Origin of the sequence: Serratia quinivorans (assembly GCF_946227985.1) — a bacterium.
Taxonomy (GTDB): domain Bacteria; phylum Pseudomonadota; class Gammaproteobacteria; order Enterobacterales; family Enterobacteriaceae; genus Serratia; species Serratia quinivorans_A.
Genome location: NZ_CAMKGL010000013.1, coordinates 59,088 through 80,885, shown reverse-complemented (window position 1 = coordinate 80,885; position 21,798 = coordinate 59,088). Strand labels below are relative to the sequence as shown.

At 55.3% G+C, this 21,798-nt stretch carries 14 protein-coding genes and 1 pseudogene; 9 read left to right on the top strand and 6 right to left on the bottom strand.

The annotated features are described in order from the left end of the window. Positions 1-101: 101 nt before the first annotated feature. A complete protein-coding gene (locus OCH02_RS22745) occupies positions 102-968 on the top strand; it encodes a helix-turn-helix domain-containing protein (RefSeq protein WP_261433104.1) in 867 nt (288 codons plus the stop codon). Here the strand turns inward: OCH02_RS22745 and OCH02_RS22740 are convergent. Both OCH02_RS22740 and OCH02_RS22735 read right to left on the bottom strand, forming a co-directional pair. Continuing rightward, complete coding sequence (locus OCH02_RS22740; protein ID WP_261433102.1) at positions 892-1,944, bottom strand: XdhC family protein; 1,053 nt, start codon at positions 1,942-1,944, stop codon at positions 892-894. The genes OCH02_RS22745 and OCH02_RS22740 overlap by 77 nt on opposite strands. Positions 1,945-1,951: 7 nt before the next feature. Then, positions 1,952-2,536: an NTP transferase domain-containing protein gene (locus tag OCH02_RS22735; protein ID WP_261433101.1), complete on the bottom strand. Its 585-nt coding sequence runs from the start codon at positions 2,534-2,536 to the stop codon at positions 1,952-1,954. A gap of 204 nt (positions 2,537-2,740) precedes the next feature. Between OCH02_RS22735 and OCH02_RS22730 the strand changes: the two genes are divergently transcribed. From OCH02_RS22730 to OCH02_RS22720, 3 genes are read left to right on the top strand one after another with little or no spacing between them, the layout of a single operon-like run. Continuing rightward, entirely contained in the window at positions 2,741-5,530 is a 2,790-nt protein-coding gene (locus tag OCH02_RS22730) for a xanthine dehydrogenase family protein molybdopterin-binding subunit (RefSeq protein WP_261433100.1), read from the top strand. Then, complete coding sequence (locus OCH02_RS22725) at positions 5,527-6,081, top strand: (2Fe-2S)-binding protein (RefSeq protein WP_174354602.1); 555 nt, start codon at positions 5,527-5,529, stop codon at positions 6,079-6,081. The genes OCH02_RS22730 and OCH02_RS22725 overlap by 4 nt, the downstream gene beginning before the upstream one ends. Continuing rightward, the gene (locus OCH02_RS22720) at positions 6,078-7,313 is read left to right on the top strand and encodes a cytochrome c (protein WP_261433099.1); all 1,236 of its coding nucleotides are present in this window, start codon (positions 6,078-6,080) and stop codon (positions 7,311-7,313) included. Before OCH02_RS22725 ends, OCH02_RS22720 begins: the two co-directional genes overlap by 4 nt. A 42-nt stretch (positions 7,314-7,355) precedes the next feature. Here the strand turns inward: OCH02_RS22720 and OCH02_RS22715 are convergent. The 4 genes and pseudogenes from OCH02_RS22715 to OCH02_RS22700 form a co-directional block, all read right to left on the bottom strand. Then, positions 7,356-7,556, bottom strand: a pseudogene (locus tag OCH02_RS22715) (family 43 glycosylhydrolase); the annotation flags it as partial. A 58-nt stretch (positions 7,557-7,614) separates the two neighbouring features. Beyond that, the gene (locus tag OCH02_RS22710) at positions 7,615-8,061 is read right to left on the bottom strand and encodes a hypothetical protein (RefSeq protein WP_261433097.1); all 447 of its coding nucleotides are present in this window, start codon (positions 8,059-8,061) and stop codon (positions 7,615-7,617) included. Then, positions 8,039-8,341 (bottom strand): polymorphic toxin type 44 domain-containing protein, encoded by a 303-nt coding sequence (locus OCH02_RS22705; RefSeq protein WP_261433095.1) that lies wholly within the window; start codon positions 8,339-8,341, stop codon positions 8,039-8,041. The genes OCH02_RS22710 and OCH02_RS22705 overlap by 23 nt, the downstream gene beginning before the upstream one ends. A gap of 533 nt (positions 8,342-8,874) precedes the next feature. Further along, on the bottom strand, positions 8,875-10,257 hold the full coding sequence (locus OCH02_RS22700; protein ID WP_261433094.1) for an amino acid permease: 1,383 nt from the start codon (positions 10,255-10,257) through the stop codon (positions 8,875-8,877). A 633-nt stretch (positions 10,258-10,890) separates the two neighbouring features. Here OCH02_RS22700 and pdhR point away from each other — a divergent pair. The 5 genes from pdhR (at position 10,891) to acnB (ending at position 21,536) form a co-directional block, all read left to right on the top strand. Beyond that, a complete protein-coding gene (pdhR, locus tag OCH02_RS22695) occupies positions 10,891-11,655 on the top strand; it encodes a pyruvate dehydrogenase complex transcriptional repressor PdhR (protein WP_012146714.1) in 765 nt (254 codons plus the stop codon). Positions 11,656-11,825: 170 nt separating this feature from the next. Next, the gene (gene aceE, locus OCH02_RS22690; protein WP_261433093.1) at positions 11,826-14,489 is read left to right on the top strand and encodes a pyruvate dehydrogenase (acetyl-transferring), homodimeric type; all 2,664 of its coding nucleotides are present in this window, start codon (positions 11,826-11,828) and stop codon (positions 14,487-14,489) included. Between the two features lie 13 nt (positions 14,490-14,502). Beyond that, positions 14,503-16,386: a pyruvate dehydrogenase complex dihydrolipoyllysine-residue acetyltransferase gene (aceF, locus tag OCH02_RS22685; RefSeq protein ID WP_261433092.1), complete on the top strand. Its 1,884-nt coding sequence runs from the start codon at positions 14,503-14,505 to the stop codon at positions 16,384-16,386. A 233-nt stretch (positions 16,387-16,619) separates the two neighbouring features. After that, positions 16,620-18,044, top strand: a complete 1,425-nt coding sequence (gene lpdA / locus OCH02_RS22680) for a dihydrolipoyl dehydrogenase (protein WP_261433091.1) — start codon at positions 16,620-16,622, stop codon at positions 18,042-18,044. An 894-nt stretch (positions 18,045-18,938) separates the two neighbouring features. Next, a complete protein-coding gene (gene acnB, locus OCH02_RS22675; RefSeq protein WP_261433090.1) occupies positions 18,939-21,536 on the top strand; it encodes a bifunctional aconitate hydratase 2/2-methylisocitrate dehydratase in 2,598 nt (865 codons plus the stop codon). The last annotated feature ends 262 nt before the right edge of the window (positions 21,537-21,798 follow it).

Sequence of the window (21,798 nt, the reverse complement as noted above, 5' to 3'; positions counted from 1 at the left end):
CCTGTAGCCCGCTGGACGCCGCGTTTTAACCTGTATACCCTACGTGCGCAGCAGTAATACACGCATAAAGGCATATTTGGCACAGAAGGCTCGGCAACTACATGGAAACGCAAGAAAATCATATCAGGGAATTGCTGGTCTGGATTGAAGACAATCTGACCAACCCGCTATCATTGGATATCGTTTCTGCCAAATCAGGCTACTCGAAATGGTATCTGCAGCGAATGTTCAAGACGCAGACCGGTTTGTCGTTGGCCTCCTATATTCGCGCCCGTCGCCTGTATCTCGCCGCTTTTGCCTTGCGCTTCACGCAAAAAACCATTCTCGATATTTCCATTGAATATCAATTTGATAATCAACAAACCTTTTCCCGCTGCTTCAAAAAGCACTTTGCCGAATCTCCCAGCGTCTATCGCCATGCCCGCAAGCAGGACTTCAGTCATCTGGTTCGTTCGCTGTCAGCCAACTATCCCGGCGACATTCAGGTTGACCGCATTAAGGTGGCCAAAGGGCAGTATGCGATCAAAGGGAAAAGCTACGCTTATCACCTCGACATTGCCGATTTGGATAAGTCGCATCTGCATATCCGCAGCAAAATCAGAGAGCGATTCTATCACTCGGTGGCCAGCCGACCGGCGTTAACCTATTCGCTTACTCAGTTTATACCCGATGGAGAGCAGGTCAGGGTGGAATATGCGCTCGGTGTTGCGGCGGATTGTCCGGTCAGTGATGAGGCCGGGCTTGAGCCATGGTCGGAAATCCACGGTGATTTTTGCCGTTTTTGTTATTCCGGCAAGCCGGTGACCTTGCACGAGCATGTGGTGCAGATTTACACCCAGGCATTACCGGAACTGGGCCTGGCCCGCAGAGAGGGGCCTGACCTGACCATGTTCAACTATTCGCTGAACGAGCGGGAGGAGCTGCAGCTTGAGCTCCAGCATCTGGTGCCAGTGACACCGCTTGGTTGACAGATAGGGCTGCGGTAGTGCGGTTTTTCTGCTGCACGATATCCGCCATCACCGCCAAGGCGATTTCCGCCGGGGTTTTACTGCCGAGTGGCAACCCGATCGGGGCATGAATACGTGCCAGTTCCTGTGGGCTGAATTCGGCAATTTGCTGCAGACGCTGGCGTCGACGTGCGCTGTTGCGCAATGACCCCATGGCCCCGATGTAAAATGCCGGGGTGTGAATCGCTTCCATCAGCGTCAAATCATCCATGCGCGGATCGTGGGTCAACGCCACAATCGCCGTATTGGCGTGGCAGCCGCCGTCTTCAATAAACTTGGCCGGGAACTGGCGCAACAGTGTGACGTTGGCTCTGAGCTGTGGGGCGAAATTATCCAGCGCCTCCGGCCGATTCTCACAGACCAACACTTCAAACCCCAGTGAGCTGGCGAAGTCGGCGCAGTACAGCGCTACGCTGGATAATCCGGCGATCAGCAAACGCGGGGCCGCGGCGATATGCAAAGTGACCAGCGGGCCACGACGTTCTACCTGGGTGGCGCTGGCAAAGTCGGTCAATGTCAGGCTGGTACAGGCATCGGGCAAGGTCAGGCGTTTGACCAGCGCGTGGTGTCCATTTAGTGCACCGGCAATTTTTGTCAGATAGGCAATACTGTCGTCGCCGGCAGGCAGGAATTCGATCAGCACTTCCAGTACGCCGCCGCACGGCAGGGCCACGTTAGGCTCCAGACCCCCTTCACCATAACGGATCACCTGGCTGGCCGCCTGATATTCTCCGGCCGCCACGCGTCGCAGAAAATCTTCTTCCACGCAGCCCCCCGACAGCGACCCGCAATAATGCCCGCCCTGGGAGGCCACCAACATGGCCCCCGGCGATCGCGGTGAGGAGCCGTAGGTGCTCAGTACGGTGCACAGCCACACCGGTTGTTGCTTCAGCCAGCTTATCGCCTGGTTGACCACGCTGATATCGAGATGTTGCATAGATGATTTACTCGCTGGCCGGTAGCTGTGACGGAAGATCAATATCCTGCACCACCTCGGACGTTTCAAGAGAAAGCAGGAACACTGGCTGCCCTTTAAGCAGTTCACGGGCGCCATTATCACCGCGCAATTGGCCCAGTTGTTTGCGAAAAATGGCGGAAAACCCGACCGGATGGCCCGGCTGCTGCTGGAAAATGGGGCGGACGATGGCGTGTTGCTGTAGGGCGACCGCCACCTGCCGGAAAACCGTCGGCGTAACCAAAGGCATATCCGCTAAGTGGATCAGCCAGCCTTGCCAATGCGGGGTGGCGTTAACGCCGGCGGCGATGGACTCCCCGAGGCCAGAGCTTGCCAGTAGTGTGACAGCCACCTGATAGGCGGCGCACACCTGCTGCACCTGGTGATTATCCGGCCGGGTGACTACCCATACCGGCAGACCAGAGGCCAGCGCCTGACGTAGCGTTTGTTCAAATACGGAACGCTGCTGGCCGGAGTCGTCTGCAAACTCGGCATTCAATTTATTGCCTTCGCCCCCGGCCAGAGAGAAACGCTCCCCACGTCCAGCAGCGGCGATCACTATGCCTGCTGTCATTTGGCTCGTCCGAATTTGCGCAACATATTATTACCTTACTAGAAATATGTGTTTTTGAGATGTGTTTTTCTTGAAAACGGCATGTTAATCATCACATAATTTTAGTTATAAGCATATGCTTATGACGTCTACGGCAAGGTCGTCAGCGTTTGCGCAACACCACCGCTGAACACAAAAATAAAATAAAGAAACAAAGGACTTTTTATGAGCAATTTTAACCCGTCGCGGCGCCGCTTTATCAAAAGCGCCGTGATTGCGGGGGTATCTGTATACCTCGCGCCACTGTACAGCCGTGCCTACGCCGCACTGTTTGAGCAAAAAATCCTTCAGTCCCCGAACTGGGACGCCCATGAAAAGCGTATTCGCTTTCGCATCGATGGCCGTGCCAAGGTGATGGGGCAGAAGGTGTTCGCCCGCGACATTCGCGCGGTTGATATGCCGCACTGGCCGCAACAGCAGGCGCACGCTTTTATTTTACGTGTCACCAAGGCCGACCGGTTGTTCGAGGGTATCGATCTCTCGTTGCTGGGGGATGACCTGCAGCCCGACCGACTGGTAACGGCGGAGGATTTGGCGCGTGACGGCCTGGCCTTCCCGGCGTTCTACGGCGACGATATGTTACTGCCGATCGGCAAAACTCCGGCCTATCTTGGCCAGGCGGTGGCAATTCTGATTTATCACGATTTCGCCCGTTTCCGCTTTGCCAAAGACAAGCTGAAATTCCGCGAAGAAACCCTTAAGTACGGGGCGGAAACCGGCCCGCTGGAGCGGGATCCCTGGGGCACTTTCCGCTATGTGCGCGTCGGCGGCGATAAGCCGTTCGACGACGATCGCTTCTCCAGCCTGAAAGACACGCCGATTTTCCCAGTATCGATGAAGAAACACCTGCCGGTCTGGCCGGAAGGTCGCGAGGGCGGCAAGCTGGATCAGGAAGGGATGTATTACGCCGGCATGATAGCCAATGAGCTGCAAACGCCACCGGAAGACTGGCTGGTGATGTCGCGTCGCTATACCACGCAGTCCGTCGATACCTCAGCGCTGGAGCCGGATAACGCCAACGGCTGGTTTGACGCCACGACGCAGACTTTGCATCTGGTGGTGCCGACCCAGTCACCGCAGGAAGTGGCCGACGAAATGCCACGTATGTTGGCCAAACACAATCCGCCGGTGAAGCAGCTGATTCTGCACCCGTGCTACACCGTGGGTTACGGTTCGAAAGATCACTATAACTTCCCGTACTACGGCGCGGTGGCGGCGATGTACGGCGACGGGTACCCGGTACGCCTGGCCAATGACCGTTTCGAACAGTTCCAGACGGCGCTGAAACGCCATGCTTTCGACATGAATTACCGCATTGCGGTCAATCGTCAAACCGGCGTACTGCAATCATTCCACGGCGAAATGACGGCAGACGGCGGTGGCCGCAGCAACTTTACGCCGTCGGTGGTGATGGTGGCGGCGACGGCGGCACAGTCGATTTACTACTTTCCGAAAAGCGATTTGTCATCGGTGGGGCTGGCTTCGCGCGCCATTGATGCCGGATCGGCACGTGGCTACGGCACGCTGCAAAGCATGGCCGCTACCGAGATGATGGTGGATGAACTGGCCGCCGAGCTGAAGATCGACCCGATCGAGTTCCGTTTGCGCAACGTGCTCAAATCCGGCATGAAAAATACCCAGGGCGCTATCCCGGCCGGGGCCATTCGTGCCGATGAAGTGTTGGAAAAGGCTGCCAAGCATGAGATGTGGCTGCAACGTGCCCAGCGTAAGGCGGAGTTTGAGAGCCGGAACCCGGGCAAACGCTATGGCGTCGGCTTTGGCTGCGTGCAAAAAGACTTCGGCACCGGGGCTGAGACCTCGTTCGCTCGCGTCGAGCTGGGGGAAGACGGGCGCATCATGCTGCATCACAGCGGGGCCGAGATGGGAACCGGCATGTCGACCTCACAATCGGTGCTGTGTGCACAGTGGCTGGGCAAACCGGCAGATGAGGCGCACTTCTCGGTGACCGACTGGTCGGTACTGCCGATGGTCACCAGCGGCGATCCTTACATCATGTCGCAGGCCGAACAGGACAAGTTGCAGGCCAACCCGGCCTGGACGCCAAGCTATTGCTCACCGTCCAGCGCCAGCAACTCGGCATATTACTTCTCCCACAGCACGCGCGAAGCGGCGCGGCTGATATTCGATCACGGCCTGTGGCCGGCGGCGATGGCCATTTGGCAATCCGGCCCCGGTGGCGGCCAGGCGGCACCTCTGGTGGTGCGCAGAGAAGATGCGCGCTGGGTGGAAGGCGGGCTGACCGCGGCCGGCATGGAAGTGCTGAGCCTGGAGCGGCTGGCGAAACAAGCCTACCAGATGGGCGGTATCACCGGTGCGGCGGTACACGTATTTAACCGCTGGCAGTGGGCCGAGGCGGACTTCAGCCTGAGTGGCAAAAGCGAGCGTCTGCCGATTGACGGGCTGGCGGTGCGCAATGCCAATGGCGAGTTTAAAACCTTGTCGCGCAGCCAGGCCTACTATCCACCAACCCAACGCAATAACGCGGCGGTCACTTATTACAGCGCCGTCGGTACTCTGGCGGAAGTGGCGGTGGATATCGCTACCGGTCAGGTGGAACTGCTGAACCACCATTCAATCATGGAGTGCGGCAACCTGATTGTGCCGGAACTGGTTTCCGGCCAATTGCAGGGCGGCCTGGCGATGGGGATTGGCCATGCGCTGCACGAATATTTACCGCTGTACGAGGACGGGCCCGGTAACGGTACCTGGAACTTTAACCGTTACCATCTGCCGCGCGCCAGCGATGTGGCGGTCTGGAAACAGACCGATGACATCCTGCCCGCGCTGTCGGAAACCGATCCACCCAAAGGCATGGCCGAAGTGGTGATGATCCCGGTAGTTGCGGCCCTGGTTAACGCTATCGCCGACGCTACCGGCCACCGTTTCCGTGATTTGCCCGTTCGTGCAGAAAATATTCGTGAGGTATTACAATGAGCATTAAAACCCAGCCGATTTCCCTGACCATCAATGAAAAGCAGTACGGCCCGATCGAAGTGCCGGAAGGGCTGATGATGATCGACTTCCTGCACGAGTACCTCGACCTGACCGGCTCACGCCTTGGTTGCGGGCAGGGGATCTGCCACGCCTGCGTGGCGATTGTCGATCATCCGAGTGGCACCAGTGAGGAAGTGCGTACCTGTATCACCGGCGCGCATTTCTTCAGCGGCAAGAAGGTGCGTACCGTCGAAGGCCACGCCAAGGTGGATGAGCAGGGTGAAGTGGTCGAGCTTTCCCCGATCCAGCAGGCTTTCCTGGAGCATTACAGCTTCCAGTGCGGCTACTGCACGCCGGGCTTTGTTAACGCCGCCACTATTTTTGTCGAGAAACTCAAGCGGGAACCGATTGCCCGCGATCAACTGGAAAGCGCGATTGAACAGGCGCTGGACAGCCATATCTGCCGCTGTACCGGCTATGTGCGTTACTACGAAGCGGTACGCGACGTGGTGCTGAAAACCCCTGGCCTGGTGAAGGAGACGGCGCAATGAAAAAACGTCTCGCACTGCTGATCCTGCTGGTGGTGATTATCGTCATCGCGGTGCTGTGGTGGCGTGAAAATCGCCATTATGACGGCCCGGTACAGCAGGTAACCGCCAGCACCGAACAGGTTGCCCGGGGCCGCTATCTGGCGCAGGCCGCCGACTGCGCTGCCTGTCACACCGCCAGTGGTGGCGCGCCAATGGCCGGTGGTTATCCGCTGGATACGCCGTTTGGCACTATCTATGGCAGTAACCTGACGCCTTCGGCCGATCAGGGGATTGGCCGCTGGACCAAGGACGACTTCTTCCTGGCAGTGACCCAAGGCGTGGCACCGGGCGGTCGTCATCTGTATCCGGCGATGCCTTATACCTCGTATAAAGGGATGTCGCGTCAGGATGCCGATGACATCTATGCCTATCTGATGACCCGTCCGGCGGTGGATGTCGCCATTCCGGAAAACGCCATGCCGTTCCCGTTTAACCAGCGCATGGCGCTGATTGGCTGGAATTTGCTGTTCCGCAGTCAGGATCCGCTGCCGGCCAGTTCGCAGGGGGCTTCGGCGCAGTGGCAACGCGGCCGTTATCTGGCGGATACGCTGGGCCACTGTGGGGAATGCCACACGTCACGCGGTATGCTGGGGCAAATGGATCTGAGTAAACCTATGCAGGGCGGTGATCTTGGGCGCTTTATGGCACCGAATATCACTCCGCACGGGTTGGCGCAGCGTGGCTGGACGCCGGACGATCTAAACCGCTTCCTCTCCACCGGTCTGGCACCGCAGGGTTCTGCCTTCAGTGAGATGCATATGGTGGTGAGTCTCAGTACCCGTCATCTGACGCCGGAAGACCACCAGGCGCTGGCGACCTATCTGATGGGTGAGCAGCCGCCGGCGGCTGTGCCGGTTAAAATCGGTCAGGGCAGCGATGCCGGGCGCATCAGCTATCAGGATCAGTGCTCCGGTTGCCATGCGCGGGAAGGCCAGGGTAAGCCTCATGTGGCGGTAGCGATGCGTGATAACGCTACGCTGCGCCAGCCGGATGCTAAAAACCTGATTGTCTCGGTACTGGACGGTTTACCGGCACAGCAGTTCCCTAACGGCGAAAGCATGCAGAGTATGCCGGCCTTTGGCGAACGTCTCGATGATGCACAGGTGGCGGAACTGGTGAACTACCTGCGTGTGACCTGGGGCGGGTTGCCGGCGGATGTGACGGCCGAACAGGTGAAAGCGCTGCGTAAATAAGCTTCAATGGAAAAATGGCTCGGCATATCGAGCCATTTTTTATTAACGATTATCTGCCGGGGGTTCACCCAATACCGGCATTCCTTCCTCATCCCATTCCAGCGGTTTAATCCGTGTATGACGATTTGGGTCATAGAGCGGATCCCCCTTGATCTCCGTGTAATTACGCGCATGGTAAACCAAGATATCTTTCCCCTGTTCATCCAGGGTAAAGCTGTTGTGCCCAGGGCCGAACTGGCGATTAAAAAAAGCGTGTTAACCATCATGTGATTCTGGTTACCCGCTCAACCTGTTGCATAGTTCATCGCCATGCATTGACCCCCTGCGCAGAAAAGTCAATGGTAGGTATAATGGGAGTCTGGCTGTTTTCGACATAGAAAAACGCTGAATTCGTAAAGGAATACACTTTGCCGGAAAAACTAATGATGATTCGATGACCATCGCCACGGATGGTGGCGTCGGCTCGATCAGCCGTTAGAATAGGGGCGCTTTCACCTAGCGCTTTAATAGGATCTCCCTCCAACTTTTTATTCAAGTAGTAGCGATATACATCCGTATCGGTGGCACCCGCATTCTGATATTCGGTGACATAAAGCCAAATATCGTCAGTCAACTGCTTTTTGCTGTAGAGCCTATCGTCATAAGAGTCGTTGGTGAAATACCAATACCCCACCATGGAGATAGCCATAACCAACAAACCAGCTGTCAACAACCGATGAGCCCAGCTAATAACCATGCCGATTTGCATAATCAATTCCTTGCTTGATCCAGTATTGATCTTGAGGGGCATCACCGTAAGGAGGTCGTTGGTACCAATGGCTCCATTCCGGTCGTGATGTCCCTGCCAGGGATTGAGCGAATCCAGCCCCCATCAACAGAATATCAGCGGGGATACCGGCCGCCGTACCTGTAGCGCCATAGTTGAAGTTATCAAAGTTAGCCAATGCGCGATTCTGTTGCTTATAGTCCCAGGGGGCCCGATTTTTGACCTGTTGGTAAAACCAATAATAGGTGCTGGGAAGCGCCATGCTTCGTGGTTGGCCCTGCTTACGCGCTTCGCGTAAGTTTTTCGCAAGCACATCAAAGCCACCGAGGGCACTAATGGAATAACAGCCATAATCTCTTCCTTGAGTACCTAATGCGTTTTATCCATGGATATAGTGTGGAAATTCACTATGCCCTTATTATTCCTATCACGCATGAATAAGGGCATATGAAATATGTTTATCACCAACGTAAAAGCGTACTGTAGGCCACCGGGCAATGCCAATCAGGACACGACCCGTTCCCACTATCGGACCCTACGTTAGGGTCGTATGGCAACGCAATACCGCATTATATGTATTCAACTTTTACGCCCTCTTGCCGCTTGTTATGCTGTCATGGCTTGCTACATAAGTCCCCTGCCATGCCTTAAGGCTGTTTTCCTGTCTATGCCCGGAGGGAAAGCGGCTTGCCGGCGGACATCACCGTTGAGCACGAAATAAGCCTTGATCAAGAAGGGGCTCAGCGTGCGGAGCCCCTTTTACTCTATTAGAGATTATCCGGTTTTTTGGCTTGGTTACCCGCGGCCGGATGCGCTGACGGCACGCTGGCTACGCTGTTTAATGGCATAGCCGATGCCTAAAATGGCGACCCAAACCGGGATCAGTAACACCGAGATTTGGATCCCTGGTGTCAGGTACATAATCACCAGGATAGCGGCCATAAACACCAGGCACAGATAGTTGCTGAACGGATACCAGAAGGCCTTGAACTTCGGTTCAACACCTTCGCGGTTCTTGGCTGCGCGGAACTTCAGATGCGCCAGGCTGATCATCGCCCAGTTGATCACCAGTGCCGACACCACCAACGCCATCAGCAGTTCGAAGGCACGGCCGGGGATCAGGTAGTTAATCAGTACGCAGAACGCCGTGGCGGTGGCGGAAACGGCAATCGCAATGACAGGGACGCCGCGACCGTCGACTTTCAGCAGGCTTTTCGGCCCGTTGCCCTGTTTTGCCAGGCCGTACAGCATGCGGCTGTTGCAGTAGACGCAGCTGTTGTATACCGACAGCGCGGCGGTCAACACCACCACGTTCAGCACCGTTGCTACCAGGTTGCTGTTCAGCGCGTGGAAGATCAGTACGAACGGGCTACCGCCTTCAACCACTTTTCCCCACGGGTACAGCGACAACAGAATGGTCAGTGAACCGATATAGAACAGCAGGATGCGGTAGATTACCTGATTGGTCGCTTTGGGAATGCTTTTCTGCGGGTTATCGGCTTCTGCCGCGGTGATGCCCACCAACTCCAGCCCACCGAACGAGAACATGATCACCGCCATCGCCATCACCAGCCCCATGACGCCGTTCGGGAAGAACCCGCCCTGCGCCCACAGATTGGTCACTGTGGCTTCCGGGCCGCCCATGCCGCTGAACAGCAGATAGGCACCGAACACGATCATGCCGATAATCGCCACCACCTTGATGATGGCGAACCAGAATTCCATCTCGCCATACACCTTCACGTTCGCCAGGTTGATGGCATTAATCGCCAGGAAGAATACGGCTGCCGACACCCAGGTCGGGATCTCCGGCCACCAGTACTGCACATAGATCCCCACCGCGGTCAGTTCCGCCATGGCAACCAGGACGTACAGCACCCAGTAGTTCCAGCCGGAAGCGAAGCCGGCGAAGTTGCCCCAGTATTTATAGGCGAAGTGGCTAAAGGAACCGGCCACCGGCTCTTCTACCACCATTTCACCCAGTTGGCGCATGATCAAAAATGCGATAAAGCCGCCAATGGCATAACCGAGAATGACCGAAGGGCCGGCCATCTTTATTGTTTGCGCGATCCCGAGAAATAGCCCGGTACCAATAGCGCCCCCTAGTGCAATAAGCTGAATATGGCGGTTTTTAAGGCCGCGTTTCAGCTGGTCGCCATCATGCTGTTGACCATCCATCAATGAAACCCTCTGTCGTTGCAGAATTACTCACATGCTGTAAAGCAGTGGTTACGATGTGTGTTTTGTTTTATTTACGGCGTTATATCTATTAATTCCACGGAGCCGCTACCGTTTGGCAAAGAATAATGTTATGTGCGCCAGTTTGCACCTGCTTTATGTGGTGAGTGATTAAGATTTCAGCAGTTTAGGAAACAAAATGCGGGTTGTGTGACGACAGGGGGGATTCAATGCATGAAATAAGCATTAACTCACATAATGCGCAAAAATAATTTAGCGCTTGCGGTTGGTCGGTGGCGAAATATTAACCGGTCGAACGCACCTTTTGCGATGCAAATAGGTATTCGTTAAAGCTTAATAAACATGCAATAGAATTCTACTTTAGAGACGTCAGTCTGCCTGACGGCAGGTTTCGCAAAAGTTAAATCAAAAACCTACCTCGTAAATGGTATTACCAAGCGCGCGTTAGCGGTTTGCAGCAGGTCTGGTATTGAGGTGTTAAAATGTGCGGGTAACCTGATTTCGATCAAGGCCCATATGGACAGGAGGTGAATACTTTGTTACTTTACCGTCACGTTTTTGAAATTGGTATTACCAATTGACTCCGCGCCATTCGCAGAGAAGAAATCACCCATGGCCTACAGCAAAATCCGCCAACCCAAGTTGTCAGACGTCATCGAGCAGCAGCTCGAACATCTGATCCTCGAGGGAACACTGCGTCCAGGCGAAAAACTGCCCCCGGAGCGTGAACTGGCGAAACAATTTGATGTTTCCCGTCCTTCTCTGAGAGAGGCTATCCAGCGCCTGGAAGCCAAAGGGCTGCTCCTGCGCCGTCAGGGCGGTGGCACCTTTGTACAAACTAATCTGTGGCAGAGCTTTAGCGATCCGCTGGCTGAACTGCTGGCCGACCATCCTGAATCACAATTCGATCTGTTGGAAACCCGTCATGCCCTCGAAGGCATTGCTGCCTATTACGCGGCGTTGCGCGGTACCGACGAAGATCTGGCACGCATCCGCGATTGCCATATGCTGATTCAGCAGGCCCAGGACAGCGGCGATCTCGACGCCGAAGCCGACGCGGTCATGCAATACCAAATCGCCGTGACCGAAGCTGCCCACAACGTTGTGTTACTGCACCTGCTGCGCTGTATGGGGCCGATGCTGGAACAGAACGTGCGTCAGAACTTTGAATTGCTCTACTCGCGCCGTGAGATGTTGGCAAAAGTGAGCAGCCACCGCGCCGGAATTTTTGAGGCGATTGTGGCACGCGAGCCAGAAAAAGCTCGTGAAGCCTCGCACCGCCATTTGGCGTTTATCGAGGAAATCTTGCTGGATCTCAGTCGGGAGCATACCCGACGCGAGAGATCGCTGCGGCGTCTCCAGCAACGCAAGGATTAAGAGCGGTTCTCTTCAGGGCACACCAGCCTGCGGGGTTTGCGTTCGAAGTGCTTAATTAAGCATTTAAGTAAGCGGCAACTAAACTGATGGGCCTGTCTTCGTGTGTTTTGCCTCAGAACACAGGAAGACAGGCTCCAAAACAAACCATTAGACAGATAAGGAATACCACCATGTCAGAACGTTTAAACAATGACGTGGATCCGATCGAAACCCGCGACTGGCTGCAGGCGATCGAATCGGTCATCCGTGAAGAGGGTGTTGAGCGAGCTCAGTTTCTGATTGATCAGGTTCTGGGTGAAGCCCGTAAAGGCGGTGTTAGCGTTGCAGCCGGTGCTGCGGCTCACAACTACGTCAACACCATCGCGGTGGAAGACGAACCTGCTTACCCTGGTAACCTGGATCTTGAGCGTCGTATCCGCAGCGCTATTCGCTGGAATGCGGTAATGACCGTTCTTCGTGCTTCCAAAAAAGATCTGGATCTGGGCGGCCACATGGCTTCCTTCCAATCTTCTGCGACCTTCTATGAAGTCTGCTTCAACCACTTCTTCCGTGCACGCACCGAACAAGATGGCGGCGATCTGGTTTACTTCCAGGGCCACATCTCTCCGGGCGTTTACGCACGTGCCTTCCTTGAAGGCCGCTTGACCGAAGACCAAATGAATAACTTCCGTCAGGAAGTTCACGGCAAAGGCCTGTCCTCTTATCCGCATCCTAAACTGATGCCGGAATTCTGGCAGTTCCCGACCGTTTCCATGGGCCTGGGCCCAATCAGCGCCATCTATCAAGCGAAGTTCCTGAAATATCTGGAACACCGTGGCCTGAAGAACACCTCTGCTCAAACCGTTTACGCCTTCCTGGGCGACGGCGAGATGGATGAGCCGGAATCCAAGGGCGCGATCACCATCGCTACCCGTGAGAAGCTGGACAACCTGGTCTTCGTCATCAACTGCAACCTGCAGCGTCTGGACGGCCCGGTCACCGGTAACGGCAAGATCATCAATGAGCTGGAAGGCATCTTCGCTGGCGCAGGCTGGCAGGTACTGAAAGTGATCTGGGGTGGTCGTTGGGATGAACTGCTGCGTAAAGATACCAGCGGCAAACTGATCCAACTGATGAACGAAACCCTGGACGGTGACTACCAGACCTTCAAATCCAAAGACGGCGCTTACGTACGTGAGCACTTCTTCGGTCGCTTCCCGGAAACTGCTGCGCTGGTCAAAGATATGACCGACGAAGAGATCTGGGCGCTGAACCGTGGTGGTCACGATCCGAAGAAAGTCTTTGCTGCACTGAAAAAAGCGCAGGACACCCAAGGCAAACCAACCGTTATCCTGGCCCATACCATCAAAGGTTACGGCATGGGTGAAACCGCGGAAGGTAAAAACATTGCTCACCAGGTGAAGAAAATGAACATGGAAGGGGTTCACCACTTCCGCGATCGTTTCAACGTGCCGGTTGCCGATGCTGACATCGAAAAACTGCCGTACGTCACCTTCGAGAAAGATTCTGAAGAGTACAAATACCTGCACGAACGCCGTCAGGCGCTGAACGGTTATGTACCTACCCGCATGCCGAAGTTCACCGAGAAGCTGGAAATGCCAGCGCTGGCAGACTTCAGCTCCTTGCTGGAAGAGCAGAACAAAGAGATCTCTACCACCATCGCCTTTGTGCGTGCCCTGAACGTGATGCTGAAGAACAAGTCGATCAAAGATCGCCTGGTTCCAATCATTGCCGACGAAGCTCGTACCTTCGGGATGGAAGGTCTGTTCCGTCAGATCGGTATCTACAGCCCGAACGGCCAGCAGTACACTCCGCAGGACCGTGAGCAGGTTGCTTACTACAAAGAAGACGAGAAAGGCCAGATCCTGCAGGAAGGCATCAACGAACTGGGCGCAGCCTCTTCATGGTTGGCCGCAGCGACTTCCTACAGCACCAACGATCTGCCAATGATCCCGTTCTACATCTACTATTCGATGTTCGGTTTCCAGCGTATCGGTGATCTGTGCTGGGCAGCAGGCGACCAACAGGCGCGCGGCTTCCTGGTAGGCGGTACTTCAGGCCGTACCACCCTGAACGGTGAAGGTCTGCAGCACGAAGACGGCCACAGCCACATCCAGTCTCTGACTATTCCTAACTGTATCTCTTACGATCCAGCTTACGCGTACGAAGTGGCAGTGATCATGCACGACGGTCTGGTTCGCATGTACGGTGACGCGCAAGAAAACGTCTATTACTACATCACCACGCTGAACGAAAACTACCACATGCCGGCTATGCCGCAGGGTGCAGAAGAAGGTATCCGTAAAGGTATCTACAAGCTGGACACTCTGGCAGGCAGCAAAGGCAAGGTTCAGTTGCTGGGTTCAGGTTCTATCCTGCGTCACGTTCGTGATGCGGCGAAGATCCTGGCAGACGATTACGGCGTGGGTTCTGACATCTACAGCGTGACTTCCTTCACTGAACTGGCGCGTGATGGCCAGGATTGTGAGCGTTGGAACATGCTGCACCCAACCGAAACTCCGCGCGTGCCTTACATCGCTCAGGTGATGAACGAAGCGCCGGCGGTTGCGTCTACCGACTACATGAAGCTGTTCGCAGAACAGGTTCGTACTTACGTTCCAGCCAGCGACTATCGCGTTCTGGGTACTGACGGCTTCGGTCGTTCAGACAGCCGCGAAAACCTGCGCCACCACTTTGAAGTTGATGCTTCTTACGTTGTGGTTGCTGCACTGGGTGAACTGGCTAAACGCGGTGAAATTGAAGCTTCTGTGGTAGCTGATGCGATTAAGAAATTCGACATCAACCCAGAAAAAGTTAACCCGCGTCTGGCATAAGAGGTACTGAAGAATGTCTATCGAAATTAAAGTACCGGACATCGGTGCAGACGAAGTGGAAATCACCGAGATTCTGGTGAAAGTGGGCGATAAAGTTGAAGCGGAACAATCGCTGATCACCGTTGAAGGTGATAAAGCTTCCATGGAAGTCCCATCCCCGCAGGCGGGTGTGGTTAAAGAAATCAAGGTTTCCGTCGGTGATAAAACCGAAACCGGCAAACTGCTGATGATCTTTGAAGCGGAAGGGGCGGCTCAGGCCGCACCAGCTGCCAAGGCTGAAGAGCAACCTGCCGCAGCACCTGCTGCTGCGCCAGCTGCCGCTGCTGCCAAAGACGTTGCGGTACCGGACATCGGTGCTGACGAAGTTGAAGTGACCGAGATCCTGGTGAAAGTGGGCGACAAGGTGGAAGCCGAGCAGTCCCTGATCACCGTTGAAGGCGACAAGGCTTCAATGGAAGTCCCGGCACCGTTCGCAGGTACCGTGAAAGAGATCAAAATCGCCACCGGCGACAAAGTCACCACCGGTTCTCTGATCATGGTGTTCGAAGTGGCTGGCGCCGCTTCTGCTGCCGCTCCGGCTGCGGCACAAGCTCCGGCTGCTCCTGCAGCACCGGCGGCTTCTGCGGCCAAAGACGTTGCAGTACCGGACATCGGCGGCGACGAAGTAGAAGTCACCGAAGTGATGGTTAAAGTGGGCGACAAAGTTGCCGCTGAGCAGTCACTGATCACCGTTGAAGGTGACAAGGCTTCTATGGAAGTGCCGGCACCGTTCGCAGGTACCGTGAAAGAAATCAAAATCAGCGCCGGCGATAAAGTGAAAACCGGTTCCCTGATCATGGTGTTCGAAGTAGAAGGCGCTGCGCCTGCTGCCGCTCCAGCCCAGAAGGCAGAAGCTGCACCGGCTCCGGCTGCAAGTTCTGCACCGGCCCAACAGGCTGCACCTGCTGCCAAAGGCGAGTTCGCTGAGAACGACGCTTATGTGCACGCTACCCCGGTCATCCGCCGTCTGGCGCGTGAGTTCGGCGTAAACCTGGCGAAAGTGAAAGGTACCGGTCGTAAAGGCCGCATCCTGCGCGAAGACGTTCAGACTTACGTGAAAGACGCGGTCAAACGTGCAGAAGCGGCTCCGGCTGCTGCTGCCGGTGGCGGTCTGCCAGGCATGCTGCCTTGGCCGAAAGTGGACTTCAGCAAGTTCGGTGAGATCGAAGAAGTGGAACTGGGTCGTATCCAGAAAATCTCTGGTGCCAACCTGAGCCGTAACTGGGTGATGATCCCGCACGTGACTCACTTCGACAAAACCGATATCACCGATCTGGAAGCTTTCCGCAAGCAACAGAACGAAGAAGCTGCCAAGCGTAAGCTGGACGTGAAGTTCACCCCGGTGGTGTTCATCATGAAAGCCGTTGCTGCTGCTCTGGAACAGATGCCGCGCTTCAACAGCTCTCTGTCCGAAGATGGCCAGAAGCTGACGTTGAAGAAATACATCAACGTGGGTGTGGCGGTTGATACGCCAAACGGTCTGGTGGTTCCGGTGTTCAAGGATGTGAACAAGAAGAGCATCACTGAACTGTCCCGCGAGCTGATGGCTATCTCCAAAAAAGCGCGTGACGGTAAGCTGACAGCAGGCGAAATGCAGGGCGGGTGTTTCACCATCTCTAGCCTGGGCGGTATCGGGACGACTCACTTCGCACCGATTGTGAATGCACCGGAAGTGGCCATTCTGGGCGTCTCCAAGTCTGCTATGGAGCCGGTCTGGAACGGTAAAGAGTTCGTGCCGCGCCTGATGATGCCAATGTCGCTCTCCTTCGACCACCGTGTTATTGACGGTGCAGATGGTGCGCGCTTTATTACCATCATCAACAACATGCTGGCTGACATCCGCCGTATGGTGATGTAATGAAAAAAGGGCGCAGCATGCTGCGCCCTTATCACTTCAGTAGCAGTTTTGTCGGTTTTTGCATGACTCGACAAAATTGTTGAGACACGGGTCACTCGAACACGCTTTGCAGATTATTAACAATTCTGTAAACTGCTGGCGGTGTAAGCGTCCCGGTGGATGAAGGGCGTTATGAGATCGATTAGTAATAAAAATGACGTCAGACCCGCCGGACAATCAATTAAGAGGTCATGATGAGTACTGAAATTAAAACTCAGGTCGTGGTACTTGGGGCGGGCCCTGCAGGTTACTCTGCTGCTTTTCGTTGCGCTGACTTAGGTCTGGAAACCATTCTGGTTGAGCGTTACTCCACTCTGGGCGGTGTTTGCCTGAACGTGGGCTGTATCCCTTCCAAAGCCCTGTTGCACGTTGCCAAAGTGATCGAAGAAGCCAAAGCGTTGGCCGAACACGGCATCGTTTTCGGCGAGCCGAAAACTGACATCGACAAAGTGCGCGTCTGGAAAGAAAAAGTCATCAATCAGCTGACCGGCGGTCTGGCTGGTATGGCTAAAGGCCGTAAAGTGAAAGTGGTTAACGGTCTGGGCAAGTTCACCGGCGCTAACACCCTGGTTGTTGAAGGCGAAAATGGCCCAACCACCATCAACTTCGACAATGCCATCATTGCCGCAGGTTCCCGTCCGATCCAACTGCCATTCATTCCTCATGAAGATCCACGCGTGTGGGACTCTACCGATGCACTGGAACTGAAAACTGTCCCAGAGCGTCTGCTGGTTATGGGCGGCGGCATCATCGGCCTGGAAATGGGCACCGTATACCATGCGTTGGGTTCACAGATTGACGTGGTCGAAATGTTTGACCAGGTGATCCCGGCTGCTGACAAAGACGTGGTGAAAGTCTTCACCAAACGCATCAGCAAGCAGTTCAACCTGATGCTGGAAACCAAAGTGACCGCGGTAGAAGCCAAAGAAGACGGCATCTATGTCACTATGGAAGGTAAAAAAGCGCCTGCAGAACCACAGCGTTACGACGCGGTGCTGGTAGCTATCGGCCGTGTGCCGAACGGCAAACTGCTGGAAGCGGGTAAAGCCGGTGTTGAAGTTGACGAGCGTGGCTTCATCAACGTCGACAAACAGCTGCGCACCAACGTGCCGCACATCTTCGCTATCGGCGACATCGTCGGTCAACCGATGCTGGCGCACAAAGGCGTGCATGAAGGCCACGTTGCCGCAGAAGTTATCGCCGGCATGAAGCACTACTTCGACCCGAAAGTGATCCCATCGATCGCGTACACCGAGCCGGAAGTTGCGTGGGTGGGTCTGACCGAGAAAGAAGCGAAAGAGAAAGGCATCAGCTACGAAACTTCCACCTTCCCGTGGGCAGCTTCTGGCCGTGCTATCGCTTCCGATTGTGCGGACGGCATGACCAAACTGATCTTCGACAAAGAAACTCACCGTATCATCGGTGGCGCGATTGTCGGCACCAACGGCGGCGAACTGCTGGGTGAGATCGGTCTGGCTATCGAGATGGGTTGCGACGCAGAAGACATCGCGTTGACTATCCATGCCCACCCAACCCTGCACGAATCTGTAGGTTTGGCGGCTGAGATCTACGAAGGCAGCATCACCGATCTGCCTAACCCGAAAGCCAAGAAGAAGTAATTCTGCTGGTTTGAACGGTTGATAAGCGGCTCCTGAAAAGGGGCCGTTTTTTTATGGGCGGAATGCAGTAAAAGGCCGCTCAGTGAGCGGCCAGTAGCTTACTTGTTCTGGAATATCACATTCAGCGTCAGGTTGTTGCCGTTAACCGACCAACCCCCTTTGCTCACGCCAAACGCCGATCCCAGTACAATGAGCAGGATAAACATAGAACTCCCTTTCATTGCGCGATCCCTGTAGAACCACGACCACCGTGACCTCACCGGAAAAATCCCGGCGGAACAAGCGCCTGTATCGCAGTCGTTGCAGCACTGTTCTCAAGCCCGATGACCGGCTGCTAAACCGGCAGAACAGACCCATCGCGAGAGTACCTAAAAATAGCAGCGATAACATTGTTTAGTTGATTTTTTGAACGATGTTGCGCACAATGCTTTGGCTCGGTAGCGCTTGTATCGTTCTTTAACGATGTAAGAAACCCGTGAGGTGCCTGCTAACACCGAACGGAGTAAAAGAACCGCCTTTACGGCGGTTTTTTTGTGCCTTCCGATCTCAATTTTTACTATTCGCGACCAATAGCCATTGTAAGTGCATGGCTATTGTGTTGTGCTCGTCAGGCTAAATCGCATTGCTTACCACGCCCCGGCTGGCCTGTACCGCAGCCGATTACACTGTACTCAACGATTCAGCAAAGATTTAATGTTGCTTTTATGTGAACGAATTAACAACCAATTCAAATCCTGATATGCTGGCTGAGCGGAACCGGGCACTGTAACTTACAGTCCAGGACATCGACAGCAGTGCCCCGTCAGGATCAATGGCATCAATACCGTGCGCTAAACCCGGTTTGAATAGAGAACGCCAGGCACAATAAATGACAATGAGAGCGAGGAGAATGTCGTGCTAGAAGAATACCGTAAGCACGTAGCCGAGCGTGCTGCAGAGGGCATCGTCCCTAAGCCGTTAGACGCCACCCAAATGGCAGCGCTGGTTGAATCATTAAAGAATCCGCCAAAAGGCGAAGAAGAATTCCTGTTAGACCTGCTGATTAACCGTGTACCCCCAGGCGTCGACGAAGCCGCCTATGTTAAAGCAGGTTTCCTGGCGGCCATCGCCAAAGGCGAAGCAACCTCCCCCCTGATTACCCCTGAGAAAGCCGTTGAACTGTTGGGCACCATGCAGGGCGGCTATAACATTCATCCGCTGATTGACGCGCTGGACAACGAAAAATTGGCTGCAATCGCCGCCAAAGCGTTGTCTCATACGCTGCTGATGTTTGATAACTTCTACGACGTGGAAGAGAAAGCCAAGGCGGGTAACCCACACGCCAAACAGATTATGCAGTCCTGGGCCGATGCCGAGTGGTATCTGTCGCGTCCGCAGTTGGCGGAAAAAATCACCGTTACCGTGTTTAAAGTCACCGGCGAAACCAATACCGATGATCTGTCACCGGCTCCGGATGCCTGGTCGCGCCCGGATATCCCGTTGCACGCCCTGGCGATGCTGAAAAACGAACGTGAAGGCATAGTGCCGGATCAGCCGGGCAGCGTTGGCCCGATCAAGCAGATTGAACTGCTGAACAAAAAAGGTTTCCCACTGGCCTACGTCGGTGACGTGGTCGGTACCGGTTCATCCCGTAAGTCCGCCACCAACTCGGTGCTGTGGTTTATGGGCGACGACATCCCGCACGTGCCTAACAAGCGCGGTGGTGGTGTGGTGCTGGGTGGCAAAATTGCGCCTATCTTCTTCAACACCATGGAAGATGCCGGTGCGTTGCCAATTGAAGTGGACGTCAATGACCTGAACATGGGGGACGTGATCGACATTTACCCGTACAAGGGGGAAGTGCGCAACCACGAAACCGGTGAACTGATTGCCAACTTCGAACTGAAAACCGACGTGCTGCTCGACGAAGTACGCGCCGGTGGCCGTATTCCGCTGATCATCGGCCGTGGCCTGACCACCAAAGCGCGTGAAGCGCTGGGCCTGCCGCACAGCGACGTATTCCGCATTGCCAAAGAAGTGGCTGTCAGCAGCAAAGGCTTCTCGCTGGCGCAGAAAATGGTTGGCCGCGCCTGTGGCGTCGCTGGCGTGCGCCCGGGAGAGTACTGCGAGCCGAAGATGACCTCCGTCGGTTCTCAGGACACCACCGGCCCGATGACCCGTGACGAGCTGAAAGATCTGGCTTGCCTGGGCTTCTCCGCCGATCTGGTGATGCAGTCGTTCTGTCACACCGCCGCGTATCCGAAACCGGTTGACGTGACGACTCACCACACGCTGCCGGACTTCATCATGAATCGTGGCGGCGTGTCGCTGCGTCCGGGCGATGGCGTTATCCACTCCTGGCTGAACCGCATGCTGCTGCCGGATACCGTAGGCACCGGCGGTGATTCCCACACCCGTTTCCCAATCGGCATTTCCTTCCCGGCGGGTTCAGGCCTGGTGGCCTTTGCCGCCGCTACCGGCGTGATGCCGCTGGATATGCCTGAGTCTGTGCTGGTGCGCTTCAAAGGCAAGATGCAGCCTGGCATTACGCTGCGCGACCTGGTGCATGCTATCCCTTACTACGCCATCCAGCAGGGTCTGCTGACGGTTGAGAAGAAGGGCAAGAAGAACATCTTCTCCGGCCGTATCCTGGAAATCGAAGGCTTGCCGGAGCTGAAAGTCGAGCAGGCATTCGAACTGACCGACGCCTCCGCCGAGCGTTCCGCTGCCGGTTGTACCATCAAACTGGACAAGGCACCGATTGAAGAATATCTGAACTCCAACATCGTGTTGCTGAAGTGGATGATCTCCGAAGGCTACGGCGACCGTCGTACCCTGGAGCGTCGTATCCAGGGCATGCAAAAATGGCTGGCGGATCCGCAACTGCTGGAAGGCGATGCGGATGCAGAATACGCTGCGGTGATCGAGATCGATCTGGCAGAGATCACTCAGCCAATCCTGTGCGCGCCAAACGATCCGGATGACGCGCGTCTGCTGTCAGATGTGGCCAACAGCAAGATTGATGAAGTGTTCATCGGGTCCTGCATGACCAACATCGGCCACTTCCGTGCTGCCGGCAAGCTGCTGGATCAGCACAAGGGCCAGTTGCCGACTCGTCTGTGGGTGGCTCCGCCAACCAAGATGGACGCAGCTCAGTTGACCGAAGAGGGCTATTACAGCGTATTCGGCAAGAGCGGGGCACGCATCGAGATCCCGGGGTGTTCACTGTGCATGGGTAACCAGGCGCGTGTGGCCGACGGTGCGACGGTCGTTTCCACTTCTACCCGTAACTTCCCGAACCGCTTGGGTACTGGCGCTAACGTCTATCTGGCGTCTGCAGAACTGGCAGCGGTGGCTTCATTGTTGGGCCGTCTGCCAACGCCGGACGAGTACCAGACGTACATGGCACAGGTCGATAAGTCTGCGGCGGATACCTACCGCTATCTGAACTTTGACCAACTGGGTCAATACACTGAAAAAGCCGACGGCGTGATCTTCCAAACCGCTGTTTAAGTCGCGTTACCCAAAATCATTCGGGGCTGCGGCAAGGCGGCAACTGAGTGAATCTCCGGGAGTTTGGTCGACCAAATGACCGGGGTGAACAAAGGCGGCCAACGCCGTTGCAATTCGAAGAATGATGGGTAATATTGCGCAACTGTTTAACGGGAGGCCTTGGCCTCCCGTTTTATTTTTCTCAGTTGCCAACTTTGCGAGCGCTCACTGAGTTAGTCATGAATTAATGTTTACACTAAGAGAAAGGGCTCAGGAGGGCGTG

Bases quoted from the DNA above. Each gene is read 5' to 3' on its own strand.
- OCH02_RS22745 (WP_261433104.1), top strand. From the start codon at position 102: ATGGAAACGCAAGAAAATCATATCAGGGAATTGCTGGTCTGGATTGAA.
- OCH02_RS22740 (WP_261433102.1), bottom strand. From the start codon at position 1,944: ATGCAACATCTCGATATCAGCGTGGTCAACCAGGCGATAAGCTGGCTG.
- OCH02_RS22735 (WP_261433101.1), bottom strand. From the start codon at position 2,536: ATGACAGCAGGCATAGTGATCGCCGCTGCTGGACGTGGGGAGCGTTTC.
- OCH02_RS22730 (WP_261433100.1), top strand. From the start codon at position 2,741: ATGAGCAATTTTAACCCGTCGCGGCGCCGCTTTATCAAAAGCGCCGTG.
- OCH02_RS22725 (WP_174354602.1), top strand. From the start codon at position 5,527: ATGAGCATTAAAACCCAGCCGATTTCCCTGACCATCAATGAAAAGCAG.
- OCH02_RS22720 (WP_261433099.1), top strand. From the start codon at position 6,078: ATGAAAAAACGTCTCGCACTGCTGATCCTGCTGGTGGTGATTATCGTC.
- OCH02_RS22710 (WP_261433097.1), bottom strand. From the start codon at position 8,061: ATGCAAATCGGCATGGTTATTAGCTGGGCTCATCGGTTGTTGACAGCT.
- OCH02_RS22705 (WP_261433095.1), bottom strand. From the start codon at position 8,341: ATGGCGCTTCCCAGCACCTATTATTGGTTTTACCAACAGGTCAAAAAT.
- OCH02_RS22700 (WP_261433094.1), bottom strand. From the start codon at position 10,257: ATGGATGGTCAACAGCATGATGGCGACCAGCTGAAACGCGGCCTTAAA.
- pdhR (WP_012146714.1), top strand. From the start codon at position 10,891: ATGGCCTACAGCAAAATCCGCCAACCCAAGTTGTCAGACGTCATCGAG.
- aceE (WP_261433093.1), top strand. From the start codon at position 11,826: ATGTCAGAACGTTTAAACAATGACGTGGATCCGATCGAAACCCGCGAC.
- aceF (WP_261433092.1), top strand. From the start codon at position 14,503: ATGTCTATCGAAATTAAAGTACCGGACATCGGTGCAGACGAAGTGGAA.
- lpdA (WP_261433091.1), top strand. From the start codon at position 16,620: ATGAGTACTGAAATTAAAACTCAGGTCGTGGTACTTGGGGCGGGCCCT.